This is a genomic window from Sphingobacterium sp. UBA5670 (genome assembly GCF_002420705.1).
In the GTDB taxonomy this organism is placed as follows: domain Bacteria; phylum Bacteroidota; class Bacteroidia; order Sphingobacteriales; family Sphingobacteriaceae; genus Sphingobacterium.
Window position 1 is genome coordinate 105,600 of the sequence record NZ_DIIM01000009.1, and the last position, 23,413, is coordinate 129,012.

General features: G+C 38.9%; 20 protein-coding genes. 9 read left to right on the forward strand and 11 right to left on the reverse strand.

The features are described 5' to 3' along the window. Nucleotides 1–3: 3 nt before the first annotated feature. The 8 genes from nuoK to B3C94_RS08795 form a co-directional block, all read right to left on the reverse strand. A complete protein-coding gene (gene nuoK, locus B3C94_RS08760; RefSeq protein ID WP_075994232.1) occupies nt 4–312 on the reverse strand; it encodes an NADH-quinone oxidoreductase subunit NuoK in 309 nt (102 codons plus the stop codon). Then, nucleotides 309–851: an NADH-quinone oxidoreductase subunit J gene (locus B3C94_RS08765; protein ID WP_293902129.1), complete on the reverse strand. Its 543-nt coding sequence runs from the start codon at nt 849–851 to the stop codon at nt 309–311. The genes nuoK and B3C94_RS08765 overlap by 4 nt, the downstream gene beginning before the upstream one ends. 3 nt (nt 852–854) lie before the next feature. Beyond that, complete coding sequence (locus tag B3C94_RS08770) at nt 855–1,418, reverse strand: NuoI/complex I 23 kDa subunit family protein (RefSeq protein ID WP_046672765.1); 564 nt, start codon at nt 1,416–1,418, stop codon at nt 855–857. A gap of 3 nt (nt 1,419–1,421) precedes the next feature. Further along, nucleotides 1,422–2,495, reverse strand: coding sequence for an NADH-quinone oxidoreductase subunit NuoH (gene nuoH / locus B3C94_RS08775; RefSeq protein ID WP_293902134.1), 1,074 nt, complete (start codon nt 2,493–2,495; stop codon nt 1,422–1,424). A 248-nt stretch (nt 2,496–2,743) separates the two neighbouring features. Continuing rightward, entirely contained in the window at nt 2,744–4,030 is a 1,287-nt protein-coding gene (locus B3C94_RS08780; protein WP_075994228.1) for a citrate synthase, read from the reverse strand. A gap of 190 nt (nt 4,031–4,220) precedes the next feature. Continuing rightward, a complete protein-coding gene (locus tag B3C94_RS08785) occupies nt 4,221–4,466 on the reverse strand; it encodes a hypothetical protein (protein ID WP_293902138.1) in 246 nt (81 codons plus the stop codon). An 81-nt stretch (nt 4,467–4,547) separates the two neighbouring features. Continuing rightward, a complete protein-coding gene (locus B3C94_RS08790) occupies nt 4,548–5,555 on the reverse strand; it encodes an SPFH domain-containing protein (protein ID WP_293902141.1) in 1,008 nt (335 codons plus the stop codon). 5 nt (nt 5,556–5,560) lie between these two features. Next, entirely contained in the window at nt 5,561–6,931 is a 1,371-nt protein-coding gene (locus B3C94_RS08795) for a hypothetical protein (RefSeq protein ID WP_293902144.1), read from the reverse strand. A gap of 334 nt (nt 6,932–7,265) precedes the next feature. Here B3C94_RS08795 and B3C94_RS08800 point away from each other — a divergent pair, with 334 nt between their 5' ends. The 4 genes from B3C94_RS08800 to B3C94_RS08815 all read left to right on the forward strand — a co-directional run bounded on the left by B3C94_RS08800 (nt 7,266) and on the right by B3C94_RS08815 (nt 9,983). Then, nucleotides 7,266–7,628 carry a BlaI/MecI/CopY family transcriptional regulator gene (locus B3C94_RS08800; RefSeq protein ID WP_209580554.1) on the forward strand — a complete coding sequence of 121 codons (363 nt, stop codon included), beginning with the start codon at nt 7,266–7,268 and terminating at the stop codon, nt 7,626–7,628. Nucleotides 7,629–7,632: 4 nt separating this feature from the next. Then, nucleotides 7,633–9,405, forward strand: coding sequence for a M56 family metallopeptidase (locus B3C94_RS08805; RefSeq protein ID WP_293902147.1), 1,773 nt, complete (start codon nt 7,633–7,635; stop codon nt 9,403–9,405). Nucleotides 9,406–9,513: 108 nt separating this feature from the next. Next, entirely contained in the window at nt 9,514–9,717 is a 204-nt protein-coding gene (locus tag B3C94_RS08810; protein WP_293902150.1) for a hypothetical protein, read from the forward strand. Beyond that, nucleotides 9,702–9,983, forward strand: coding sequence for a type II toxin-antitoxin system YoeB family toxin (locus B3C94_RS08815; RefSeq protein WP_286732932.1), 282 nt, complete (start codon nt 9,702–9,704; stop codon nt 9,981–9,983). The genes B3C94_RS08810 and B3C94_RS08815 overlap by 16 nt, the downstream gene beginning before the upstream one ends. 1 nt (nt 9,984) lies before the next feature. On the opposite strand, the gene pth is transcribed toward B3C94_RS08815, so the two are convergent. The 3 genes from pth to B3C94_RS08830 form a co-directional block, all read right to left on the reverse strand. Continuing rightward, nucleotides 9,985–10,548: an aminoacyl-tRNA hydrolase gene (gene pth / locus B3C94_RS08820; RefSeq protein WP_293902159.1), complete on the reverse strand. Its 564-nt coding sequence runs from the start codon at nt 10,546–10,548 to the stop codon at nt 9,985–9,987. A 125-nt stretch (nt 10,549–10,673) separates the two neighbouring features. After that, nucleotides 10,674–11,270, reverse strand: coding sequence for a 50S ribosomal protein L25/general stress protein Ctc (locus B3C94_RS08825; protein ID WP_293902162.1), 597 nt, complete (start codon nt 11,268–11,270; stop codon nt 10,674–10,676). A gap of 492 nt (nt 11,271–11,762) precedes the next feature. Continuing rightward, a complete protein-coding gene (locus tag B3C94_RS08830; RefSeq protein ID WP_293902165.1) occupies nt 11,763–12,719 on the reverse strand; it encodes a ribose-phosphate pyrophosphokinase in 957 nt (318 codons plus the stop codon). Between the two features lie 799 nt (nt 12,720–13,518). Here B3C94_RS08830 and B3C94_RS08835 point away from each other — a divergent pair. The 5 genes from B3C94_RS08835 to B3C94_RS08855 all read left to right on the forward strand — a co-directional run bounded on the left by B3C94_RS08835 (nt 13,519) and on the right by B3C94_RS08855 (nt 23,410). Next, on the forward strand, nt 13,519–16,533 hold the full coding sequence (locus B3C94_RS08835; protein ID WP_293902168.1) for a DUF2723 domain-containing protein: 3,015 nt from the start codon (nt 13,519–13,521) through the stop codon (nt 16,531–16,533). Nucleotides 16,534–16,822: 289 nt separating this feature from the next. Continuing rightward, nucleotides 16,823–18,220: an APC family permease gene (locus B3C94_RS08840; protein ID WP_293902171.1), complete on the forward strand. Its 1,398-nt coding sequence runs from the start codon at nt 16,823–16,825 to the stop codon at nt 18,218–18,220. A 175-nt stretch (nt 18,221–18,395) separates the two neighbouring features. After that, entirely contained in the window at nt 18,396–18,959 is a 564-nt protein-coding gene (gene pyrR / locus B3C94_RS08845) for a bifunctional pyr operon transcriptional regulator/uracil phosphoribosyltransferase PyrR (RefSeq protein ID WP_293902174.1), read from the forward strand. 94 nt (nt 18,960–19,053) lie between these two features. Further along, nucleotides 19,054–19,992, forward strand: coding sequence for an aspartate carbamoyltransferase catalytic subunit (locus B3C94_RS08850; RefSeq protein ID WP_293902177.1), 939 nt, complete (start codon nt 19,054–19,056; stop codon nt 19,990–19,992). Between the two features lie 379 nt (nt 19,993–20,371). Then, entirely contained in the window at nt 20,372–23,410 is a 3,039-nt protein-coding gene (locus B3C94_RS08855) for a tetratricopeptide repeat protein (RefSeq protein ID WP_293902180.1), read from the forward strand. Nucleotides 23,411–23,413: the final 3 nt, after the last annotated feature.

The window sequence follows — 23,413 nt, forward strand, 5'->3', positions numbered from 1 at the left end:
TGTTTACTTGTCTTTTAATTGGTTTATCTCATCCGGATTAATGGTTTTGTAATGTCTATAAACATTTAATACGATAGCCAATCCAACAGCGACTGCGGCCGCTGCAAGAACGATGGCAAATAATGCGAAAATTTGTCCACCATAACTCAATTTATCGTATTTTCCAAAGGCCACAAAGTTCAGGATAGCTGCATTGATCATCAACTCAATACCGACCAAAATCATAATTGCATTTTTCTTGGAAAGAACCGTATAGAGTCCAATGCAAAAGATACAAGCACTTACCACCAAAAAATGGGTTAGTGTAATCATGTCGTACGCTCCTTTCTGGATAAATGTGATGCTCCTATCAAAGCCATCATCAAAAACACGGATATAATTTCAAATGGCAATACATAAAAAGTCATAAAACGCAATCCGATTTGATGAATATTATTATCTGTTGCGACAATCTCGGTATTATTTTCTCTAGCTTGTAAAATCCATGTCGGCGGGGCTTGTTGCCATTCAATAATGCCGTATATCATTAGGAATAGGAAGCCAAGTACTACTGGAATTGTTTGCCATTTGGGCATGCTTAAGAATGAACCACTACTATCTTGAAGATCTTTTAAAAGTTCTTTGTTGGAAAGCATAAAAGCAAACAACATGAGGATGAGTACACCACCAACATACACCATAATTTGTGTAATAGCCACAAAATCAGCTAAAGCAAATAAGTAGAGTCCTGCCATGGCAAATAGCACAATAAAAAACAGGAACAAGGCACGTGCAATATTTTTCAGATTGACAAGTAAAAGTGCTGAACCGATAGCTAGGGTAGCAAAGGCATAGAATAAAATACTTTCCATCTTTTATTTTTGCTTTGCTGCCTCCTTTTCAGCTTGAAACTTGGTCCACTCTGCTTTGCGCTGTGCGACCTCACTATCAGTCATATCTGAAAACCCATAGATAAGATCGGTCAGTTTTTGCGAGCTGCGGTCATATTCATTGGTCATGGTAATGCATTCTGTCGGACATACGACAGTACATAATCCACAATACATACATTTGGCCATATCAATATTGAATTTGGCCGGGTATAGTCTTTTAACGCTACCATCTGAGGTTTTTCCAATCGCTTCTGGTGATTTGATTGCTTCGATTTCGATGCAGTCGACAGGACAAGCCTTTGCGCATAGATCACATACAATACAGTCCTCAATATCGACTTGCAATTGATAGCGGGCAACCTCGGGGATAGGCATTTTTTCACGTGGATATTGCACCGTGACAATACCCTCCTGTTGATCAAAGTAATTGTCTTTCTTGATATTTAATTCCGTTCGCGAACGTCGGGCACCAAACAAGTGTTTAACAGTCAAAGATAAGCCTTTGATTGCCGTGCGAAATGCATGCGAAGCCGTTTTAAATATCATATCCTATGCTATAACTAAAATTCGCCAAATTGCAGAAATGGCCATACAAAGAAAAGCCAGTGGTGTCAATACTTTCCAGCATAAACTCATCAGCTGGTCTGCACGTAACCGTGGTAATGTCCATCGAATCCACATTTGGATACCGACAATAAATAATGATTTGGCCAAGGTCCAAAATATTCCCCAAGCTAAGCCCGTGGTCCAATCAGCCAGCCTGATCGCGCCAATATTGGGCAACGGTGTGTTCCAGCCCCCCAAAAAGAGAACGACACCCAACATGGAGACCAAAAACATCATGGCATACTCCGCCAAAAAGATAAAGGCAAATTGTATCCCCCCATATTCTGTATGGAAACCACCCACCAATTCAGATTCGGCTTCCGGAATATCAAAAGGAGCACGATTACACTCGGCGAGGGTTGCAATAAAGAATATAATGTAGGTAATAATCAAATGTGGGGCCTGAAAAATGTTCCAAGCGAAGAGACCGCCAATTTCATTGACCTCCCAAATGCCTAGGAACTTAATGCTTCCATTGGTTAAAATACCTTGACCAATGGCGATTTCATTCAAGTTTAGGGTTTGGGTAAGCATCACTACAGTAATCAGCGAAAGGCCTACCGGTATTTCATAGGATACCATTTGTGCTATGGCACGCATGGAACCCAATAAAGAATATTTGTTGTTAGATCCCCAGCCTGCCATTAAAATGCCTAAGGCGTCAATGGAGATGATGGCCATAATAAAGAATAAGCCCGTATGTGTATTCGCCGGAATAAAATCTTTCGCCCAGGGAATAACAGCAAAACCTGTAAATACAGCAACGAAGATAATGATAGGAGCAATCCTAAAGAGGATTTTATCGGCTGATGAGGGGGTGATTAATTCTTTTTGGAGCAGTTTAAGAATGTCGGCGATCGTTTGGAGACTGCCATACTTTCCTGTTTCCATTGGTCCTAGGCGATCTTGTACGAATCCGGCAATCTTTCGTTCGGCGTATACTGCAAACAAGGTGAAGGCTGCTATAAAGGTGAAAATAGCAATGGGAACCAAGATATGTAGTATTGTATCTAACAAGTCTTATTTATAATGATTTTTAATAAGCGACCAATGAATACGCAAACTTAACGAAAAACAGGGAATTTAGATAAGGAAAAATTAAAATATACTTAACAAGTAGATTATCGTGACAATAACGTAACGCATAGCAAGGCTATATTGGTCGGATGGACAATTTTGGATCAATTGGAAGGAACAATATAAATGGTATGAAAATAAAAAAGCACCCCGAAGGATGCTTTTTTAGGATATAAATCAAAATCGGATTAACGATTTGAAAATTCAACGTAGTCGCGTTCAGTGTGGCCAACGTATACTTGTCTTGGACGACCGATAGGCTCTTTGTTTTCACGCATTTCTTTCCATTGTGCAATCCATCCCGGTAGACGGCCTAAAGCAAATAATACGGTAAACATATCTGCTTTGAAACCTAACGCACGGTAGATGATACCTGAATAGAAATCAACATTTGGATAAAGTTTTCTGTCGATGAAGTATTGGTCATTCAATGCCGCTTCTTCTAATTTCTTCGCGATATCCAATACAGGATCTTGAACACCTAATTTTTCCAAGATATCATCACATGCTTTTTTGATGATTTTAGCACGAGGGTCGAAGTTTTTGTAAACACGGTGACCGAATCCCATTAAACGGAAAGGGTCGTTTTTATCTTTTGCTTTAGCAAGATATTTTTCAGCATCACCACCATCATTTTTAATGGCCTCCAACATCTCGATTACGGCTTGGTTTGCACCACCATGTAATGGTCCCCATAATGCATTGATACCTGATGCAACAGATGCATAAAGGTTTGCATTGGATGAACCAACGATACGAACAGTAGATGTCGAACAGTTTTGCTCATGATCAGCATGTAAAATCAACAATTTGTGCATGGCGTCAATGACAACAGGATCAAATGTTTTTTCATCATTCACTTCTCCAAACAGCATGTTTAGGAAGTTGTCAATATAGCCAAGATTATTTTTGGGATAAACAACAGGATGACCTAATGATTTCTTTTGAATCCAGGAAACGATTGTTGGCATTTTCGCCAAAAGGTTGATGATCGTTTGATCTTCTTCTTCGTCTGTTAAGTTTGGATTTAAAGATTCTGGATAAAATGCCGACAATGCGCCTACTAAGCAAGAAAGCTGACCCATTGGGTGAGATTTGGAAGGGAATCCAGCGAAGAAATTTTTCATGTCTTCGTGGATCATCATTTGCTTCTTGATGTCAGCTCTGAATTTTTCCAATACTTCTTTTTTCGGAAGCTCCCCATAAATCAACAAATAAGCAACTTCTAGGAAAGTTGATTTTTCTGCTAACTGCTCAATTGGATATCCTCTATATCTCAATATGCCTTTTTCACCGTCAAGGAAAGTAATCGCACTTTTCGTTGCACCTGTATTTTTGTATCCTGGGTCTAACGTAATAAATCCGCTTAGATCTCTTAATTTGGAAATATCAACTGCTTTTTCATTTTCAGTACCGACAATGACCGGAAGGTCATACGAAGTGCCGTCTAAATTTATAGATGCTTTATCTGACATGTTTATATATTATCTTATATCTGATTTGTTATGCTAATCTCACAAATTTAACTATTTGATATTTAAAATTGAAAGTTCTTTTGGAATTAAAATGACATGATTGCGTCATTTTGGATAATATTCACTAATTATTTACTTAAATAAGCAAATAATTTATTCAAATTTAACATTATCTTATTCTGCAAAAATATCAATCGATTTTTCTTTGTGCAACCTTTCCTTTGTCTTCATAGTTGCCCTGTTTACCTGATCCGAAAAAGGGTATGATGACAAAACAAACCAGAATAATGGAAGTCAGTGTCAGAATTCCTGTAGTCCACAATATTTTGCTGAAATTTTCTGCATCTAATAGCTGAATGCCCCAGAGCCCCAAAAGGAAATAGGTGGCCACGAAAAGTATCACCAGTGTGAATAATATGCCGAATATGTATTTCATACCTGAATTAATTTATTTGTTATGAATTGATTCACCTCGGTATAATGGAGCTGAACCGTCCGATGAATCTCCCGTAAAGCACTAGATTTTGTTGAGAATCTGTTTTTTTAATGTGTCGAATTCTTCTTGGGTAATGATATTTTCGCGAAGCAACAGCTGCAGCTTTTGGAGTTTTTCGACAAAGTCGCCCTCTTGCTGAATATGATCTTTGATCTCCTCTTTTTGAAGGTCAAATTGCTTTCCGAGTTCCATACCGACTCCCAGTTGTGCACCTACACCAGCGATCCCCCCTTCATTTTTAGCTGCATCGCGTAACGCCCGTAATTTTTCTAATTCAACATAGCTTAAGCCTGCCTGTTGTGCTGCTTGTGTCTGTGTGCTTAAATCGGCGATTTCTCCAATTCTTCGCTGTGTATTGCTATCAAATTGAGTCCCTAAAATTTTGAAATCCGTAATGTCGAGCCCAAGGTCTTTAAAGTCTTGTTCAACTGCAGTCTTGATGTCGCTGGATAAAAGCCCCAGTTGGCTGTCAATCTCATTATAGCCTAATTTCTTTTGTGCAATCTGTGCAATAACCTGTTGGGGAATCCGATTGTTAAGGATGTCCTGAATGACAGCTGTACTGACTGTATTTTGATTGGCCACAATGTTTTTATAGAAATGTACCGGTTCTTTGATCAGGTAAGAGAATGTCCCATTCAAACCGATTTCTATGGGTAAGTTATAGTGCGGGTCGATGTATTTAATCGGAGATCCTGTACCCCAGGATTGATTGACGATAGCGGCTGTGCGAAAGAAATAAATATAAAGTTTATGTTCAGATTCAAAATTTTGCCGCAAACGCGCTAAAGTGGTAAAAAAGGGATGGTTATCCGTTTTTAGGTTGTACGTACCGGCCTCAGTTAGGAGGTTTTCACCTTTTCCTTCGTAGACAAGGATGCAACCCTGGCCCGGAGCGAGGATCAGCTTGCTGGAATTTTTGATCTCATTCCTCTCAGATGGAAATTTATACCACAATAATCGAGGATCCTGGTTTTTCCACTCAATGACCTCAGAAAGCTGGTTGTTAAAAAGATTAAATAGTCCCATAGTGTTTAATTTATTGTGTCGAATTTGGGGTTATACCCTTCAAACTTGTTGATTTGTTTGCCATTATTATCAAAATAATAATAGTTGCTCCCGTCCTTTACGATAAAACCATCCTTTAACAGGCACCCATTTCCATAAATAGACTTCAGGTCTGTCGTGATCGTTTTTTGTATGGCACCTGTTGTTATATCCAGCAGCTGTATCTGTAAGGGATCGTCTTCCGCAGGTGTCGGTTTATACGCAATGAGGAGCGTTTTGTCGTTTTGTGCGACCACCACGGGCTGAAAATAGAGCCTTCCCGGTGTAAAGTCTTTGAAACTGATCAGACGGGCTCCTTTAAATTGCCATGGATTGATCAGCACCTTTTTGTAGGGGTCACGGTCAGTAAAAATACCTGATCCGCCATAATCCTTATCCCATGAAAAGCGGGGGCTATCTTTGGGAAATCCATATTGGTATTGGTAACTGTACTGGATTAACTGAATTTTTTCCTCTGGATAGTAACTGGATTTACTTGAAAAGGTAAATTCCGTTTTTGTCGTTGGATTGGGCAGTTTTTTCCTTCTTTCGTCATATAACTGCTTATCGGGAATAGATTTGTTGATTAAAGGATAGTAAGCTATATTTTGTCCTTCATTGTTGACAATTTGATAGGCAGAACCATAGTCTTCGTATTTAAATTCAACTTTGGCGATCCCCGTGCTTAAAGACGGGGCATCTTTTACATAGTTCTCCAGTACACTTTTATAACTGAGTGTATTTCTGTCCAGCTGATAAATATATTTGGATTTGACGATAATATAAAGATTCTGATCTTCAAATACCTGAAGTTTAACATCGCTGCTCGACAGTTCAACAGGAGTTTCCATCAAAGTCTTTACCCATTCTTTTTTACCGGTTTTGGGATCGAAAAGTCCGATATAAACTTTATTGTCCTTGCCTTCGTCCATTCGATTCCTGAACGTGCCGACGTTGCCGACGACGACAATATGAGGGATATTATCTTTGTCCAGAAATAGCATATTGCTGGCATAATTCCACTCCAATGGTTCGGCTTCTTCTTTTTTTTCTGTTGTGTTGGAGGAGCTGTAAGTTGAATAATTGGGCTCTGGCTTTTTAGAGAAAATAGCGCTCAAACCACCAATGATGAACATAAGTGCAACAAAGCCTACTATCGCAAATAATACGATTCGAATGGCTTTATATTGATCTTGGTTGTTGCGTGGATAGTTGTAGTTATGATTGATATTGATGTCGTCGCTATCTAAAAAAAATTCTGTTCCACAGCTATCACATTTGTAATAATCAGGGCGTAGCGTGGTGATTTTTATACTGCCACAATGCGGACATTTGATCGCTTTGATATTTTTAGCCATTTATCTTTCTTGTATTTATTTTTAACCATCTTTCTAAGGCATGTTGTCCAATCGAATGTTGTCAATTTTATACACCGAAAATGTTTGCCTTATTAATTGGTGAAACAATTTATGAATGAATTTAGAATTAAAATAATCGTATAACAAATTTTTTGCCAGCTAACTTATATTCGTCGAATTTGAATTTAAATACGCAGTAAATGAGCTATTTCTTTTTTGCCAGCTTGAGGATGATTCTATTTTGATAAGATTCTACAGGTAAAGAAAAAATATTTTTTTGTATTTACGAATTATTCGTAGATTAGTGTTAGATTAGAAAAAGGAAGATAAAGATATGGAAAAATTAACAGCACAAGAAGAGCAGGCAATGCAATCTATTTGGAGTCTCAACGGAGGTTTTATAAAGGAAATCTTGGACAATATAAAAGGCGAAAAGATGCCTTATACCACCTTAGCATCGACGGTGAAGAATTTAGAACGAAAGGATTTTGTGAAGGCAGTGCGTTATGCCAATGCCAAGCGCTATGAACCGATGGTGAGTGAGGAGGACTATAAAGCCAAATTTATGAATTCTTTTGTCGGTGATTATTTTAAAAATTCCTATAAGGAAATGGTTTCGTTTTTTGTACAAGAGGAAAAATTAACAGCCGATGAATTAAAGGAAATTATGGACATGATTAAGCACAATAAATCTTAGCCGTATGGAAAGTCTACTGACCTATATTATACAAGTTAACCTATTGTTGGGTATTATCTATTTGGGATATATCGGACTATTGAAAGGTTTGACCTTCTATTCGTTAAATAGAGTCTACTTTTTAGCGGGGGGAATGTTTGCTTTTGTATATCCATTTATGGATTTAAAGTCTTTGTTTGTACAGCGTGGGCTGGATATGGGAGTAATAGGCGAACAGATTTCGTTTTATATGACAGAGCCGGAGGTTCAACAGCAGCTGACCTTGGGAAGGTTGGTAGAAGTTGTGTTTATGGTCGGTGCCGTTTTATTGTTATTAAAATTTGTATTTCAATTAATGAGTTTATTGCGGATTCATCTGAATTCGACGTCCGATCAGTGGCGGACCTACTTATTCAGGAATGTGCTCATTCCTATTGTTCCATTTTCGTTTTTGAATAAAATCTATGTTAATAAGGAGCAGCATCTGGATGCTGAACTGAAAGATATTTTTAAGCATGAGGATATTCATGTGAAAGGCCTTCACAGTTTGGATATTTTATTGTTTGAAATGATATTGGTGTGTTGTTGGTACAATCCTTTCGTCTGGCTCATGCGCAGGGCCATTCGCCAAAATTTGGAGTTCCTGACTGATCAACAGGTGCTCGATAAAGGAATTGACAAGCAGACGTACCAATACAGCCTATTGAATGTGTCCAAAAAGGGCACTTCAGTAGGGTTGAGCAATCAATTTAATTTTAAACTTTTAAAACGTCGCATTATGATGATGAACAAGAAGCGATCATCGAAAATAGAACTGAGTAAGTATGCTTTTCTTTTACCTGTATTTTTATTGACGGGAGCAGCATTTACGGTTAGTAAAGCTGAAGGCGGTATAGTGAACGTGGTTGAGAAGGCAAATGAGACCGCTGTTATCGACTTGAACAGAGATTTACAGGTTGATGTTTCCTTGCCAGCAAAGATGGTCAGTAAGGTAAATAAGCCTTTGGTGGAATTGAATACCATAGAATTAAAAAAAGATACTGTAAAGTCCAAGAGTGGAGCAGATACTATTCATTTTCGGACAAGTATGAAATTCGAAAAGGAGCCTCTCTATATTGTAGAAGGGAAGGAGGTTAATCCAACTATTATGGCTGCTATCCCGGGATCGGAAATCCAGTCGATCGATGTGATTAAAGATAATGGAAAGGCAATATATGGCGAAAAAGGAAAGAATGGAGTTATTCTTGTTACGTTGAAGAAAAAAGATTCACCTGCGATCACCAATCAGACACTTACCTTTACCTATGATAAAAAAGAAGATGTCGGTAACGCTGTCAAGACGGTGGCGAAAGGGGAGCCTTCGGAAGTTGTCGTGATGGGGTATAAAAAAGAAGATGTGAATGCACCGGAGCTCAAGGGAAAGGTACAAGGAGTTGCAGTTAACGGAAATTCGAAGCAGGTTACTACAATTCGCGAACCAGTAAGAGTAAGGCTTGGTGCAGTTCCCGGAGCTAAGAACCCTTTGTTTGTTGTTGACGGAGACATGAAGGAGAGTAGTGCTATCAATAAGATTGATCCGAATACGATTCAAAGTGTATCTGTTTTGAAAAATCAGCCTGCAACGTCGTTATATGGTGATAGGGGGAAAGATGGTGTTATCATTATTACCACCAAGGCATATGCAAAAGAACATCCTGAAGCAGTGTCTTCTGATGTAGAGGATCGTCTGTCTGGAAAAGTGAAAAAAGTAATTAAGACCGAGTTGGAGAAAGAAAAAGGTGAAGCGGTTAAGAAGTAGACAAGGTCGATACAATAAATGCACAAGAGTTATACAAGGAAATGCCGATTTATTCGGCTTTTTCTGTTTATGGAGTTGTTTTATTAACTTTGTAAAAACGAAAGGGTTATGACAACATTATCATTTCAAATAGATTCTTCCGAAGTAGAAAAAATTAAAGCGGTATTAAAGGCACTCGGTGGGACAAAAATAAAAATTGAGTCTGAAGATAGATCGTCGAAATTAAATGACCGCGTGAAAGAAGCTAGAGCTGAGAAAGAAAGAGGTGAATTAGTCCAATTGGATAGCAAGAATATATGGGAAAGTATTTAATCCAATATTCGAAAAAAGCGATTAGAGATTTGCAAATGATAAAAAAATCTGGACGTAAATCTGATAGGACAAGAATTGACCTATTTCTCCTGGAAATGGAGGAGAGTCCGAGAATGGGTTCAGGCTCTCCCGAACAATTAAAATATTTTGACGGTGAAATTTGGAGTAGGGCGATCAATAAGAAAGATCGCCTTATTTATGAAATTTTTGAAGAAGAGATTGCTGTCGTTGTGATCCAAGCACTGGGGCATTACAACGACAAGTGACTTATTTTGTATTCAAGTTCGTCATGGTTAGCTCGATGCCGATATTGACAAAACTTTGAATCATTTTAACAGAATGCTCAATTAAAGCCGGTAGTTCAGCTTGTTCTTCTTTGTCAAAAGGGCCAAGGACATAGTCTACCTGCCTGCCTTTTGGGTAGTTATCTCCGATTCCAAAACGTAAACGGGGATACACCTGTCCGCCGCAGAGTTGTTCAATGGATTTAAGTCCGTTATGACCGGCACTGCTTCCTTTGGGTTTCATGCGTAACGAGCCAAATGGAATAGCCAGATCATCCACAATCACCAATACATTCTGAATTGGAACTTTACATTGTTGCATGTAATAGTTGACAGCCTTACCACTCAAGTTCATGTAAGTCGTGGGCTTAATCACGGTGACATTGTGCCCCCTTTGCTTAAATTCGCTATAATAAGCTAATTTTAGTAAGGAGAAACTGGCACCGGCCTGTTTAACAAGCTCATCGGCAACCATAAAACCTATATTATGTCGTGTGTCGGCGTATTCACTGCCGATATTGCCTAATCCAACGATAAGATAATTCATGACGCAAAAATAGAAATTTTAATAAACAAAACCTTCATGATTTCGCAGACACCAACAGAAATGAAAGCAAAAAAAAAGCACCGAATTTCGGTGCTTTCTGTAGTATTTTAAGAATCTTGTTCAGATTATTTTTTACCACCTTTAGTTGCTTTAGCTGCTTCTTGTTCAGCTTGACGCAATGCACGAGACATGATTACTGATACAATTGTATCATCAGCATTGTTCAATACTTTTGCGTTTTCCAATTGAATTTGACCTACGCGAACTGATTTACCAACTTCTAAAGATTCCATTGGTACAGCAATTTCTTGTGGTAAGTTTGCAGGTAATGCTTTTACGCGTAAATTACGTAATTTTTGAACTAATTTACCCCCCATTTTAACACCTGGAGAAGTTCCTGTTAATCTGATAGGAATATTTAATGATACTTCTTTGTCATCAAATAATTCTAAAAAGTCAACGTGAGTAACTAAGTCAGTTAATGGGTGGAATTGTGCGTCTTGAACGATAGCTCTTTTAGTTTGCCCCTCAATGTTTAATTCAACAATGATTACGTCTGCAGTGTAAAGAACTGGTTTCAAATCAGCTGCGGATACAGAAAGAGCTGTTTGCTCTGTACCACCGTAAAGTACTGCTGGTACTAAACCTTGGTAACGCAATTCTTTTGCATCTCTTTTCCCTACGTTCTGTCTTACAGAACCGCTAATAGCAATTGATTTCATCTTTTAATTTTTTATAAATTTGAGGTGCAAAGATAATCTAATTTTTGATATTATCAAAAAATACGATTGATATTAGCTCGGAAACAGGCACTTATTCAAGATCTTCGACTTTTCCATGTACATGATTAAACCCATTCAACTTTGCTTGTTTAACCTAATGTATGACCAAATTGATACCATTTCCTAGATTAAAACCGAAATAAGATTCTTCTAGCAGGGAAATAACAGGGGGTTAACAGCGATTTAATCCTGTTACCCCCTTATAAATACCTTGTTAATCTAGGAATTGATATGAATCAAGTGTTAACTTGTATACGGGCTAAAAAAGCTGCTCGCTTGTTGTTAAAAGATAGGGGGGCAAGCGGAATAGTGCTTTTAAAGGTTTGTCGCTTTTAAAAAAGGATAGGCTGGAGCCATACAAAAAAGACTCTGGTCGTTCCGCAAAATGCGTCCCAGACCAGAGTCCAATATTTAATAGCTAAAACACAACGTTTATTCTACTTCAAATAAATCGGAGATAGAAGAGTGTTGATTTACGCTTTTGATAGCTTTTGCAAATAAATCAGCCGTTGATAATACTTTGATTTTGGTCGACTGTTTTGCTTTTTCTGGATCCAATTGAATGGTGTCTGTCACAATCATTTCAGATAAAACGGAGTTTTCAATCGTTTCGTAGGCTTTACCTGACAACACAGCGTGTGTACAAACCGCTCTTACAGATCTTGCACCGTTTTCCATGATCAACGCTGCTGCTTTCGAAAGTGTACCAGCTGTATCACAGATATCATCGATCAATACAACATCCTGATCCGTAACATCGCCAATAATAGACATGGATTCGATTTCGTTCGCACGTTTACGACGTTTGTCACAGATAATCACTTCCGCGTTGAAAAATTTAGCAAAAGTACGTGCTCTGTATGAACCGCCCATATCGGGAGAAGCAATCGTTAGATTCGGAAGTTTTAAGGATTTGATGTAAGGAACAAAAATGATGGAGCCATCCAAATGGTCAACAGGGATATCGAAAAAACCTTGGATTTGTGCTGCATGCAGGTCCATGGTCATGATGCGGTGGATACCAGCGGCAGTCAATAGGTTGGCAATCATTTTTGCGCCAATAGCAACTCTTGGTTTGTCTTTTCGATCTTGTCTTGCGAAACCAAAGTAAGGGACTACTGCTGTAATGTAATGCGCTGAAGCTCTCTTCGCTGCATCTGTCATTAACAATAATTCAAAAAGATTGTCGGTTGGTTGGTTGGTAGATTGGATGATGAATACATCGCTTCCGCGAACTGATTCATTGTAGAATGGTTGAATCTCACCGTCGCTAAAACGCGATAATGTTTTGTCTCCTAGTGGTTTCCCGTAAGATTGTGCGATTTTTTCGGCTAGTTCTGTAGTGCCAGAACCTGCAAATAGTTTAACCGTGTTGAATTGCAAAGGCATGGTTTTGTATATTTATGTTGGGTTATTGTATTGTCGTTTATTCAATATTTTATTCCCTTACTGTTTTTAAAGTTAAACATTAAAAAAAATGGATTGTTTTCACAATCCATATACTCTTAACTTTAAAAGTTGTCCGACCTGGATTCGAACCAAGACAAACAGAACCAAAAACTGTCGTACTACCCTTATACTATCGGACAATGTCTCTAAAAAGTTGACGTTTCCGTCTTTTTCTTTTTGACGACGCAAAGATAGAGATTTGTTTTAAAAATCAAAATGCAAATTAAAAAAAATCTGAACCCTTTTATAAATAATAAGCCTTGCATATAACGCAGAAAAGGCTTGCAAATGCAAGCCTTTTCTATTGTTTGTTGTCCGACCTGGATTCGAACCAAGACAAACAGAACCAAAAACTGTCGTACTACCCTTATACTATCGGACAAACAATTCAAAAGTGTTTTCTATCGTAGTGATGTCGTTCACATTTGATGATGCAAATATACGGACTATTCTTATTTCTGCAAATAAAAATGTGTTGTCAAGTGCATTGGGGCTGATTTTCAAAGAAATAATTTTTGTTTTTATCTAAAATGATGGATCTGGTTGCTGTTTTTCTTTCCGAATTTTTATTCCCAATAGACGAGGATGCGTATCATTCACCTGTAATATGCCTACTATCGCTAGGTCAGAAATGTTTTTTTAATTAAGATGTGTTAAAAAATCAGAATAAAGTTCATTTCTTATTAACTTATCCTTATTTTCGAGCCGTATTAATAATACTTTTTACAGTTATCATTTTATGAACTATACTAAAATCAACAATCTTTTAGGATGGATATGTGCGCTAATTGCAACTATAGCGTATGTCATGACTGCCGAACGATCGACGAGCTGGTGGGACTGTGGTGAGTTTATCGCTTCAGCCTTTAAGCTTCAAATTGTGCACCAGCCAGGAGCACCGTTATTCTTAATGATTCAAAATATATTCTCCAACCTTGCCGGCGGGGATGTTACACGAATTGCATTCTGGATGAATGTAGGCTCGGCGGTATGTAGTGGCCTGACCATTTTGTTTTTGTTTTGGACAATTACGGCATTAGCAAAGAAAATCGTTGTAAAGGGTGTTGATGGATCATATACATCAACCGATTTAATTAAAATATTTGGTTCCGGTGCTGTAGGTGCCTTGGCCTATGCATTTACAGATACATTTTGGTTTTCTGCCGTGGAGTCTGAAGTTTACGCAATGTCTTCGTTGTGTACAGCGGTTGTATTTTGGGGAATTCTAAAATGGGAAAACCACGCCGATGAAGCGGGGGCAGACCGCTGGTTAATTTTTATCGCCTATGTGATGGGGCTTTCCATTGGAGTTCACTTACTGAACCTTCTGGTAATCCCGGCAATCGCTTTGGTTATCTATTTTAAACGTTCAAAAACGGTTACATCATCAGGGGCAATCAAAGCTTTCTTAATTGGTGTCGTTGTCTTGGCGCTGATCTTATGGGGTATCATTCAATATACTGTTAAAGCGGCGGCATACTTTGATCTGTTCTTTGTGAATAGTTTGGGCATGGGCTTCGGTACAGGCTTCAACCTATTTATGGTTTTGGCCATAGCCCTTTTTGTCTACGGTATCTGGTACTCGATCAAGAAGGTCAAACCGATGCTGAATCTGATCCTGATCAGTGCAGCATTTATCATTTTTGGTTATAGCTCTTTTGCCATGATCATGGTACGTGCCAAAGCAAATCCTACGTTAAATAACAGTGATCCCGATAATGCGTTCTCCTTTGTAAGTTATCTCGGACGTGAGCAATATGCAAGTGAGCCTCTTTTAAACGGGCCTACATTTGATGCGCAGGTAGTTGATGCGGAGCCGACTTATACGTATAGAAAAGATAAGGATAAGTATACAAAAGTGGAGAACGGCATGGACTATAAATATGATAAAACCATGTTTTTTCCGCGTGTTTACAGTTCTAGGGATCAGGGCCATATTGATTATTACCGTGATTATTTAAAAATACCTGACGGGCAGTCTCCGACGTTTGGTGATAATTTGAAGTTCTTTTTCAGTTATCAGATCGGACATATGTATGGCCGTTATTTCCTATGGAATTTTGCAGGCCGTCAGAATGACCAACAAGGTCAAGGGTCGTTTACGGAAGGAAATTGGCAAGCGGGAATCAAACCGATTGACCAAATGCATAATGGTGGACAAAATGCAATTCCGGATTCATTGAAGACTGATCCTTCGAATAACAAATATTATTTCTTGCCTTTGATTATTGGTTTAATCGGTGCATTTTGGCATTTTGGAAAGAGACAACGCGATGCGGGAATTGTGGGCTTGTTGTTTTTCTTTACAGGCTTAGCAATTGTATTGTATTTGAATCAAAGTCCGCTTCAACCCCGTGAGCGTGACTATGCATATGCAGGTTCATTTTATGCCTTCGCCATCTGGATCGGTTTAGGGGTATTTGCGATTGCAGATTACCTCAGTAAAAAGGTGGATGGTAAAGTGGCTGCAGGTGCTGCTACTGTAGCTTGTTTATTGGGGGCTCCAGTATTGCTGGGATTTCAAAACTGGGACGATCACGATCGCTCGGAGAAAACAACTGCACGTGATCTAGCCAAAAATTACTTAGCTTCTTGTGCGCCAAATGCCATCTTATTCACCTACGGTGATAACGATACCTATCCTTTGTGGTATGTACAGGAAGTTGAGAATTATCGTCCGGATGTACGTGTGGTGAACTTAAGCTTGTTGAGTTCGGACTGGTACATGCGTCAGATGAAACAGAAAGTGAATCAGGCGGACGGCTTACCGATCAATATCGACGACGAAAAATTCAAAAAAGGTGTTCGTGAAGTCCTTTACTATCAGGATATGAAAGTACCGGGGCATGTGGATCTGGATCTGATTATGCAGATTTTATTGTCCGACGATCAAAAGAACAAATTGGAGTTGAGAGGTGGTAAGTTCGAAAACTTCCTGCCAACGAAGAACTTTAGCCTTCCGGTGAATAAAGAATCTGTTCTGAAAAATAATGTCGTTCCTAAAGCTTGGCAAGAATCTATTGTCGATACAATGAGCTGGACCTACAATAGAAATTATATCTCTAGAGCTGAATTATCTATCTTAAACGTATTGTTGAATAACGATTGGAAACGTCCGATCTATTTTGCGGCAACCGTTCCAAATGACAATTACCTTGGCCTGGATAAATATTTAGTGCAAGAAGGTTTTGCATTGCGTTTAATGCCAATTGCTACGCCTGCTGGAGCCGAAGGTACATTGGTCGATACACAGTCTGCTTATAAAGATATTACAACAAAATATCAATGGGGCAATATGGCGCATGCTTCCTACCTGGATCCAGAATCTTATCGCATGATTACCATGATCACAAATACAGTGATGGGTGGTACGGCAACACAATTGATGATGGAAGGGCATAAGGATGAGGCCCGAAAAGTCGCTGTTGAAACTTATGAGAAAATGCCAAAACGTGTTTATTTGATGCGTGATATTTTAGGATATATTCCAATTGTTAATGTATTGTATGAAACTGGCGAAACCAAACGTGCGAATGAGATCGTAAACCGCAATTTGAAGTTTATGACACAGAATATGCGTTGGTATCAGGATATTGCTCAGACAAAGCCTGAGCTGGAGTATTCAAATATAGGTACTGCTCTACGTGCTTTGGGTGCTTATAAGAGTATCTTAGCTTCTACCTCGGAAAAACAATTGCTACAGCAAGTGACCGATTTAGAGAAATCATATAAACAACAGTATGGTGTTGAATAACAGTTAAAGACATTATTTTACTATAAGACGCTGCCCTTTGCTGCAGGCCTTCAAAAAAGAAATTTGTTTTTTGAAAGCGATGTAGGAAAGGGCAGCTTTTTTTGATTATTTTTTCTTAGCTTAAGGGCGTATAAACCAGCCTGAATTAGGATGAAATACCCCCGTATAAAAGCATACGTGCTTATGAAAACTATCTGCGGATTCTATAGGGCTTTTACAACCTCTGAAGGCAGCATGGATGCCCTAGGGCGGGGATGAAAATCGATACTTAATAAATAATTATATGCATATGAAGCGCCAATTAAAATTGTGGGATGCAGTTATGCTGGTCATGGGATCAATGATCGGAAGCGGTATTTTTATTGTCTCGAGTGATATGATGCGGCAACTGGGGTCCGGATATTGGTTGGCGATAGTCTGGCTGTTGACAGCATTGGCTACTGTTGCGGCAGCAATATGTTATGGTGAATTGTCGTCCATGTATCCGAAGGCTGGCGGACAATATACCTATCTGACAGAAATATTTGGCAAGCCAATCGGTTTTCTATATGGTTGGAGCTTGTTCACCGTTATTCAGACGGGGACTATCGCCGCAGTAGCTGTTGCTTTTGGTAAGTTTACCGCTTACCTCATACCGCAGTTGAATGACGCTGCCCCGCTGTTCCAGCGTGGAGAGTTTAAGATTACCTGGATACAGATCCTCGCTATGGGCGTTATTATACTGCTTACCTTTATCAATACAAGAGGGATAAAAAGCGGTAAAGCCGTTCAGTCTTTCTTTACTTCTGCAAAAATCATTGCCCTGATTTTATTGATTGTAGGTGGTTTGTTGTTGATTAAAGAAAATCACTTTTCGGAAAATATGGCGTACGGCTGGGATTCTTTTCAAAATTTAAAAGGTGAAGGTTGGTCGCAGATCTCTGGGGGAACATTGATGGGGGCATTGGCTGCAGCGATGGTCGGTTCGGTATTTAGCAGCGTGGCCTGGGAAAATGTAACGTTTGTTTCCGGCGAGATTGTCAATCCGCAGCGTAATGTTGTTCGGGCATTGGTTATCGGCACGAGCCTGGTGATGTTGCTTTATATCAGTTGCAATTACATTTACCTGGCAGCTTTAAATCGAGAGGAGATTGCTTTCGCCGCCAATGATCGCGTTGCTATTGCAGCCGCTGAAAAAATGCTAGGACATAGCGGGACGATCGCTATGGCAATTCTGGTTATGATCTCTACCTTTGGCTGTGTCAACGGACTTGCGCTTTCCGGAGCGCGTGTTTTTCAAACGATGGCAAAAGATGGCCTATTTCTGAAGCAAGCTATTCCCAATAACAAATATGATGTACCTGCAAGATCATTATGGCTCCAGGGAATTTGGGCTTCCTTGCTTTGTCTAAGCGGGCAATACGGCAATTTACTTGATATGATATCCTTCGTTATCGTCATATTCTATATGATTACTGTGCTTGGTGTTATTATGCAGCGTATCCGTAGACCGGATTTGGAACGTAGTTATAAGACTTTCCTATTTCCGGTAACACCTATATTGTACTTGCTGATCGGTACAGTATTTTGTGTATTATTGATTATTTATAAACCACAATACACCTGGCCTGGCTTTATTCTCGTGCTCATTGGGGTGCCGGTATACTTTTTTGCCCGGAATAATAAAAACACACAGGTAGACCAGTGATCAGGGGCTGTAAAATGTCAATTTTAAATAGGATGTCTGCAGATAAATAGGGGAAATGTACATTATTAAAATCAGATGACCGTAAGTGCAGGGAGCATGCGAATATTGAAATTAATTGCCCTTCATGGCTTTATTTTTGTTAAAAAAAGTGTAGCTTTGCTCAAACATTCCCATAATGAAACAGTCGATTTTATTAGACGGACCAAAATTTCAAATCACAATTCAAAGACTATGTCGTCAATTGATTGAGAATCACGGTGATTTTTCAAATGCTGTCGTCATAGGTATTCAGCCCCGAGGAACTTTTTTAGCTCGACGTATTGTCAAAGAGCTCGAGCAGATGATCGGAAAAGAGATTTTAGTTGGTGATTTGGATATTACCTTTTATCGCGATGACTTCCGAACAAAAGGGAATGCCGGCCCGCTCTTAGCAAATAGCACAAATATCAATTTTATTGTAGAAGGTAAAGACGTCATTTTTATAGATGATGTTTTATGGACAGGACGTACTATTCGTGCCGCGATGGATGCTGTACAGGCATTCGGCCGGGCAAGAAGCATAGAACTGCTTGTTTTGGTCGATCGTCGATTCTCTAGACAGATCCCTATTCAGCCTGATTATATCGGAATACAGGTAGATTCTATTGATTCGCAAAAAGTAATTGTTAACTGGAAAGAATCCGAGGATCAGGATAGTATTATCTTGATTACGGAGAAGAAAACTTCAGCTAGCGATTAATAGGGGTGCAGTAGGATTCTGGAGGTATTGTCTACCTTTGGAGACGCGCACTGTCAATAAAAAATGATTAGTAAATATTTGAATATACTATAAAATGTCATCTGTAGCAGAACAATTAAGTACTCGCCATTTATTGGGGATCAAAGATCTAAATGAGAAAGATATCCAATTGATCCTGGATACAGCAAGTAATTTCAAAGAGGTATTAAATAGGCCGATTAAAAAAGTTCCTTCATTACGGGATATTACGATTGCCAACGTGTTTTTTGAAAATTCAACGCGGACACGCTTGTCATTTGAGCTTGCTGAAAAAAGACTTTCTGCAGATATTGTTAATTTTGCTGCATCCTCGTCATCAGTAAGCAAAGGCGAGACACTCATCGATACGGTCAATAATATTCTTGCCATGAAGGTCGATATGATTGTGATGCGGCATCCCTATGCCGGTGCTGGGGTATTTCTAAGTAAACATGTGGATGCACAAATTGTCAATGCCGGTGACGGCGCACATGAACACCCGACACAAGCTTTGCTTGACTCTTTTTCAATCCGTGAGCGTTATGGTGACGTAGCCGGTCGTAAAATCGCTATCGTTGGAGATATCACGCATTCACGTGTTGCATTGTCCAACATCTTATGTCTTCAAAAGCAAGGAGCAGAAGTGATGGTTTGTGGTCCAACAACATTAATTCCCAAACATATTACTTCATTAGGTGTAAAAGTTGAGCACGATTTGAGGAAAGCGCTGAACTGGTGTGATGTGGCAAATATGTTACGGATTCAATTGGAACGTCAAGATATAGCCTATTTTCCTTCCTTAAGAGAATATTCCATGCTTTATGGATTGAATAAAGAAATTTTGGATTCTTTAGAGAAGCCGATCACAATTATGCATCCCGGACCAATCAATAGGGGTGTTGAGATCACATCGGATGTCGCGGATAGCGAACATTCCATTATTTTGGATCAGGTTGAAAATGGTGTTGCTGTCCGTATGGCTGTCTTGTATCTACTAGCAGGGCAACGCGGATAGTTTAACCTTCCTTTGAAGTGCCCCTGTGGCGATTCGGAAACGAGGTTATACTGTTTTCTAATTCAACAATATTATGCCTGACTTTATTTTTTGTCGGGCATATTTTTTGTGCAAAATTTCCGTTATAATACAGGGTTATACACAGATGTTAATAACTTTTGTGTAAAATAGCTCAATTAAAGTATAATTTAGTAAAATGAATAAAACTATCTCCCTGAAAAGAGGAGGTTTGAATTGATTTTCAATAAATTTTGGCCTATCTTCAGGCCATCAGAGACAGCAAGTTTTGATGAATTTGAATTTAAATCAAATTGATCGCTTTTTGGAGGGAGATTCATTTACATTTGCAGATAAATAACATATTAAGGTTTCACATATTATGTATAAGAAGATTTACCAGGTGGGAGTTGCATTAACCGTTATGGCGACGCCAGCATTAGCGCAACAGACAGAATGGCAACAAATCAACAAGGCGTACAAAACAGGGATGGAATTGTATGAACGCGGAAAATTTAGTTCTGCTTCAGCACAGTTTGATCGTGTTGAAGCCTTGCGGACAAAATCCAATTTGCAATTGGACGAAACAGAGGAACTGTCTTTGTTGAAAGAGAACGTACGGTATTATCAAGCGGTTTGTGCCTTGGAATTGGGCGAATCCGATGCCGAAAACCGTTTTCTAAAATACATCAAAGATTTCCCTGTCAGTGCAAACGCTAAAGCGGCTTATTTTCAGATCGGTAAATCCTATTATGCTAAAAAAGATTATGTTAAAGCATTAGAGTGGTTTAATAAGATCGATAGCAAAAATTTAGCAGGAAAGGAAAATGTCGAATATCGCTTTAAATTTGGATATGCTTCCTTTATGACTAAGGATTATAAAACAGCAAAACCATTATTTGAAGGGCTGAAAGACCAAAAAACGGAATTTCAGGAAGCTTCGATCTATTATTATGCTTACTTATCGTACTTAGATGCAGAGTATAAAACTGCATTGAATGAATTTGAACGTCTGAATGGTTCGAAACAATTCGAAAATAGCTATCCTTACTATATCACAGCTCTGTATTTCTTGGATAAACGCTATGATGATGTGCTGGACTATGCATTGCCAATTCTGTCAAGAACGAAACAGGAAAACGAAACAGAGATGTTCCGTATTATCGCGGCAACGTACTTTATCAAAGGTGATCTAAAAACATCGAAAGATTATTACGATAAATTCCAGGCACAAGATCAAGGTAAGACACAGAATAATCAGGATAGCTACCAAATTGGTTACATTGCCTATAAATTGAAGGATTACGATAAAGCAATCACCGAATTGGAAAAAATGACTGATCCGGATGCATATTATCAATCTGCGATGATTACCCTAGGTGATTCTTTCTTGAAGAAAGGCAATAAGCAATCTGCGCGTAACGCCTTTTTCCGTGCTTCGAAATTGGATTTTGATCCAGCGATGCAAGAAGAAGGGTTATTCAATTATGCAAAGCTTTCCTATGAATTGGAATTTCACCAAGTCGCCTTGGCGTCGACACAGGAATACCTGAAAACCTATCCAAAATCGAAACGTTTGGAGGAAGCAAAAACCTTGCTTGCTGAAGTATTACTGAGCACAAAGAATTACCGCGAGGCAGTTGATATTTTGGAATCTATCCCTAAACGTGGAAAAGAAGCAAATGCAGCTTATCAAAAGGTGACCTACTACAGAGGTTTGGAATATTATAACGAGCGTGCTTTTGAAAATGCAATCTCCTTATTCATGCGCTCTGAAGAGTTTCGTTATGATGAGGAAATTTATGCTTTGGCAACTTACTGGAAAGCAGAGGCTATGTATGAAGTACGTAAATACGGAGAAGCGGTTACGAATTTCAATAAATTCTTACGCTTGCCAGGCGCTAGCAAAACAGACGTTTATAGTTATGCCAATTATGCTTTAGCTTACGCGGCTTTCCGTAATGGTAATTACAGTACTGCGGCAAATTACTTCGAGCGTTTCTTAGCTTCTGGTGGTTCAAAGGGAATTGAAATGAATACACGTAATGATGCTATTGCACGCTTAGGTGATTCTTACTTCTCCTCCAAAAACTACGGCAGGGCATTAACTGAATACAATAAATTGATCTCGTCTAAAGCTCCTAGTCAGGATTATGCTTTATTCCAAAGAGGTATTATTCAAGGATTACAGGGGGATAACAATGGTAAGATCTCAACATTGAATGCTGTTATTTCACAATTCCCGAATTCTAATTATGCTGATGATATTGCATTTGAGATCCCTTATACGCGTTTCTTGATGGGAGAGAGTGATCAGGCGATCTCTGGGCTCCAAACAATGGTGGAAAAATATCCACGTAGTAGTTATGTTCCACGTGCTTTGGTGACAATTGGTCTAGTTCAATATAACCAAGATAACAACGACGCTGCATTGGCAACATTCCAACGTGTGGTCGACCAATATGCATCAACGGATGAGGCAAGACAGGCCATGCGTTCGATTGAGAACATCTATCTGGACAAAGGTGATGCAACAGGTTATATCAAATATGCTACTGGAACAAACTTAGGCGATGCGTCGAAGTCGGAGCAAGATTCCCGTTCATTCGCCACTGCTACAACTTTATTCTCCAGAGGGAATTACCAAGGTGCAGTGGAAGCTGTAAATGCTTATTTCGATAAATTCCCGAAACCAAACCAAGAGAAATATGCACGCTTTGTGCGGGCAGAAAGTAACGCAGCATTGGGAAATACAGAAGATGCATTACATGATTACAATATTATTTTGAATGACTGGACTTCCCCTTATACAGAGCGCACGTTAATTTCTGTATCCAATTTATATTTGAAACAAAAGAAATATAATGAGGCTACGCAGCTGTTGAAAAAACTGGAACTTACTTCTGAATACAAGTCTAATTATGGTTTTGCAATCAACAACCTCATGGTCTCTTATTACCAGATTGGAGATTATAAAGAAGCATTAAATTATACCAACGCGGTTAAGAATTACGAAAAGTCTTCCGAGGAAGAGATCGCAAATGCTTTCTTGTACGCCGGTAAATGCTATGTTAAGCAGAATAAGAAAACTGAAGCAATGAAAGAATTCAGTTTGGCAGCGTTGAAGAGCCGTACCGTATACGGTGCGGAAGCAAAATACAATGTTGCCCTACTGCAATTGGAAAATAAACAATATGATGCTTGTATCAAAACAGCAATGGATTTATCGGATAATTTTTCTTCCTACGAATATTGGGTAGCAAAAAGCTTTATCACCATGGCTGATGCCTATGCAGGTAAGGGCGATACCTTCCAAGCAAAAGCTACACTTGAATCGATTGTGGATAACTATGATGCGAAAGATGATATTTTGCCAGCCGCAAAAGAACGTCTAAATAAATTGAACAACAAAAAGAAATAGGAT

Excerpts from the sequence above, each read along its gene's own strand:
- pth (WP_293902159.1), bottom strand. The coding sequence starts at position 10,548 with ATGAATTATCTTATCGTTGGATTAGGCAATATCGGCAGTGAATACGCC.
- B3C94_RS08810 (WP_293902150.1), top strand. The coding sequence starts at position 9,514 with ATGACAACATTATCATTTCAAATAGATTCTTCCGAAGTAGAAAAAATT.
- B3C94_RS08800 (WP_209580554.1), top strand. The coding sequence starts at position 7,266 with ATGGAAAAATTAACAGCACAAGAAGAGCAGGCAATGCAATCTATTTGG.
- B3C94_RS08785 (WP_293902138.1), bottom strand. The coding sequence starts at position 4,466 with ATGAAATACATATTCGGCATATTATTCACACTGGTGATACTTTTCGTG.
- B3C94_RS08770 (WP_046672765.1), bottom strand. The coding sequence starts at position 1,418 with ATGATATTTAAAACGGCTTCGCATGCATTTCGCACGGCAATCAAAGGC.
- B3C94_RS08815 (WP_286732932.1), top strand. The coding sequence starts at position 9,702 with ATGGGAAAGTATTTAATCCAATATTCGAAAAAAGCGATTAGAGATTTG.
- B3C94_RS08840 (WP_293902171.1), top strand. The coding sequence starts at position 16,823 with ATGAAGCGCCAATTAAAATTGTGGGATGCAGTTATGCTGGTCATGGGA.
- B3C94_RS08830 (WP_293902165.1), bottom strand. The coding sequence starts at position 12,719 with ATGCCTTTGCAATTCAACACGGTTAAACTATTTGCAGGTTCTGGCACT.
- B3C94_RS08855 (WP_293902180.1), top strand. The coding sequence starts at position 20,372 with ATGTATAAGAAGATTTACCAGGTGGGAGTTGCATTAACCGTTATGGCG.
- B3C94_RS08795 (WP_293902144.1), bottom strand. The coding sequence starts at position 6,931 with ATGGCTAAAAATATCAAAGCGATCAAATGTCCGCATTGTGGCAGTATA.
- B3C94_RS08805 (WP_293902147.1), top strand. The coding sequence starts at position 7,633 with ATGGAAAGTCTACTGACCTATATTATACAAGTTAACCTATTGTTGGGT.
- B3C94_RS08850 (WP_293902177.1), top strand. The coding sequence starts at position 19,054 with ATGTCATCTGTAGCAGAACAATTAAGTACTCGCCATTTATTGGGGATC.
- B3C94_RS08825 (WP_293902162.1), bottom strand. The coding sequence starts at position 11,270 with ATGAAATCAATTGCTATTAGCGGTTCTGTAAGACAGAACGTAGGGAAA.
- nuoK (WP_075994232.1), bottom strand. The coding sequence starts at position 312 with ATGATTACACTAACCCATTTTTTGGTGGTAAGTGCTTGTATCTTTTGC.
- B3C94_RS08790 (WP_293902141.1), bottom strand. The coding sequence starts at position 5,555 with ATGGGACTATTTAATCTTTTTAACAACCAGCTTTCTGAGGTCATTGAG.
- pyrR (WP_293902174.1), top strand. The coding sequence starts at position 18,396 with ATGAAACAGTCGATTTTATTAGACGGACCAAAATTTCAAATCACAATT.
- B3C94_RS08780 (WP_075994228.1), bottom strand. The coding sequence starts at position 4,030 with ATGTCAGATAAAGCATCTATAAATTTAGACGGCACTTCGTATGACCTT.
- B3C94_RS08835 (WP_293902168.1), top strand. The coding sequence starts at position 13,519 with ATGAACTATACTAAAATCAACAATCTTTTAGGATGGATATGTGCGCTA.
- B3C94_RS08765 (WP_293902129.1), bottom strand. The coding sequence starts at position 851 with ATGGAAAGTATTTTATTCTATGCCTTTGCTACCCTAGCTATCGGTTCA.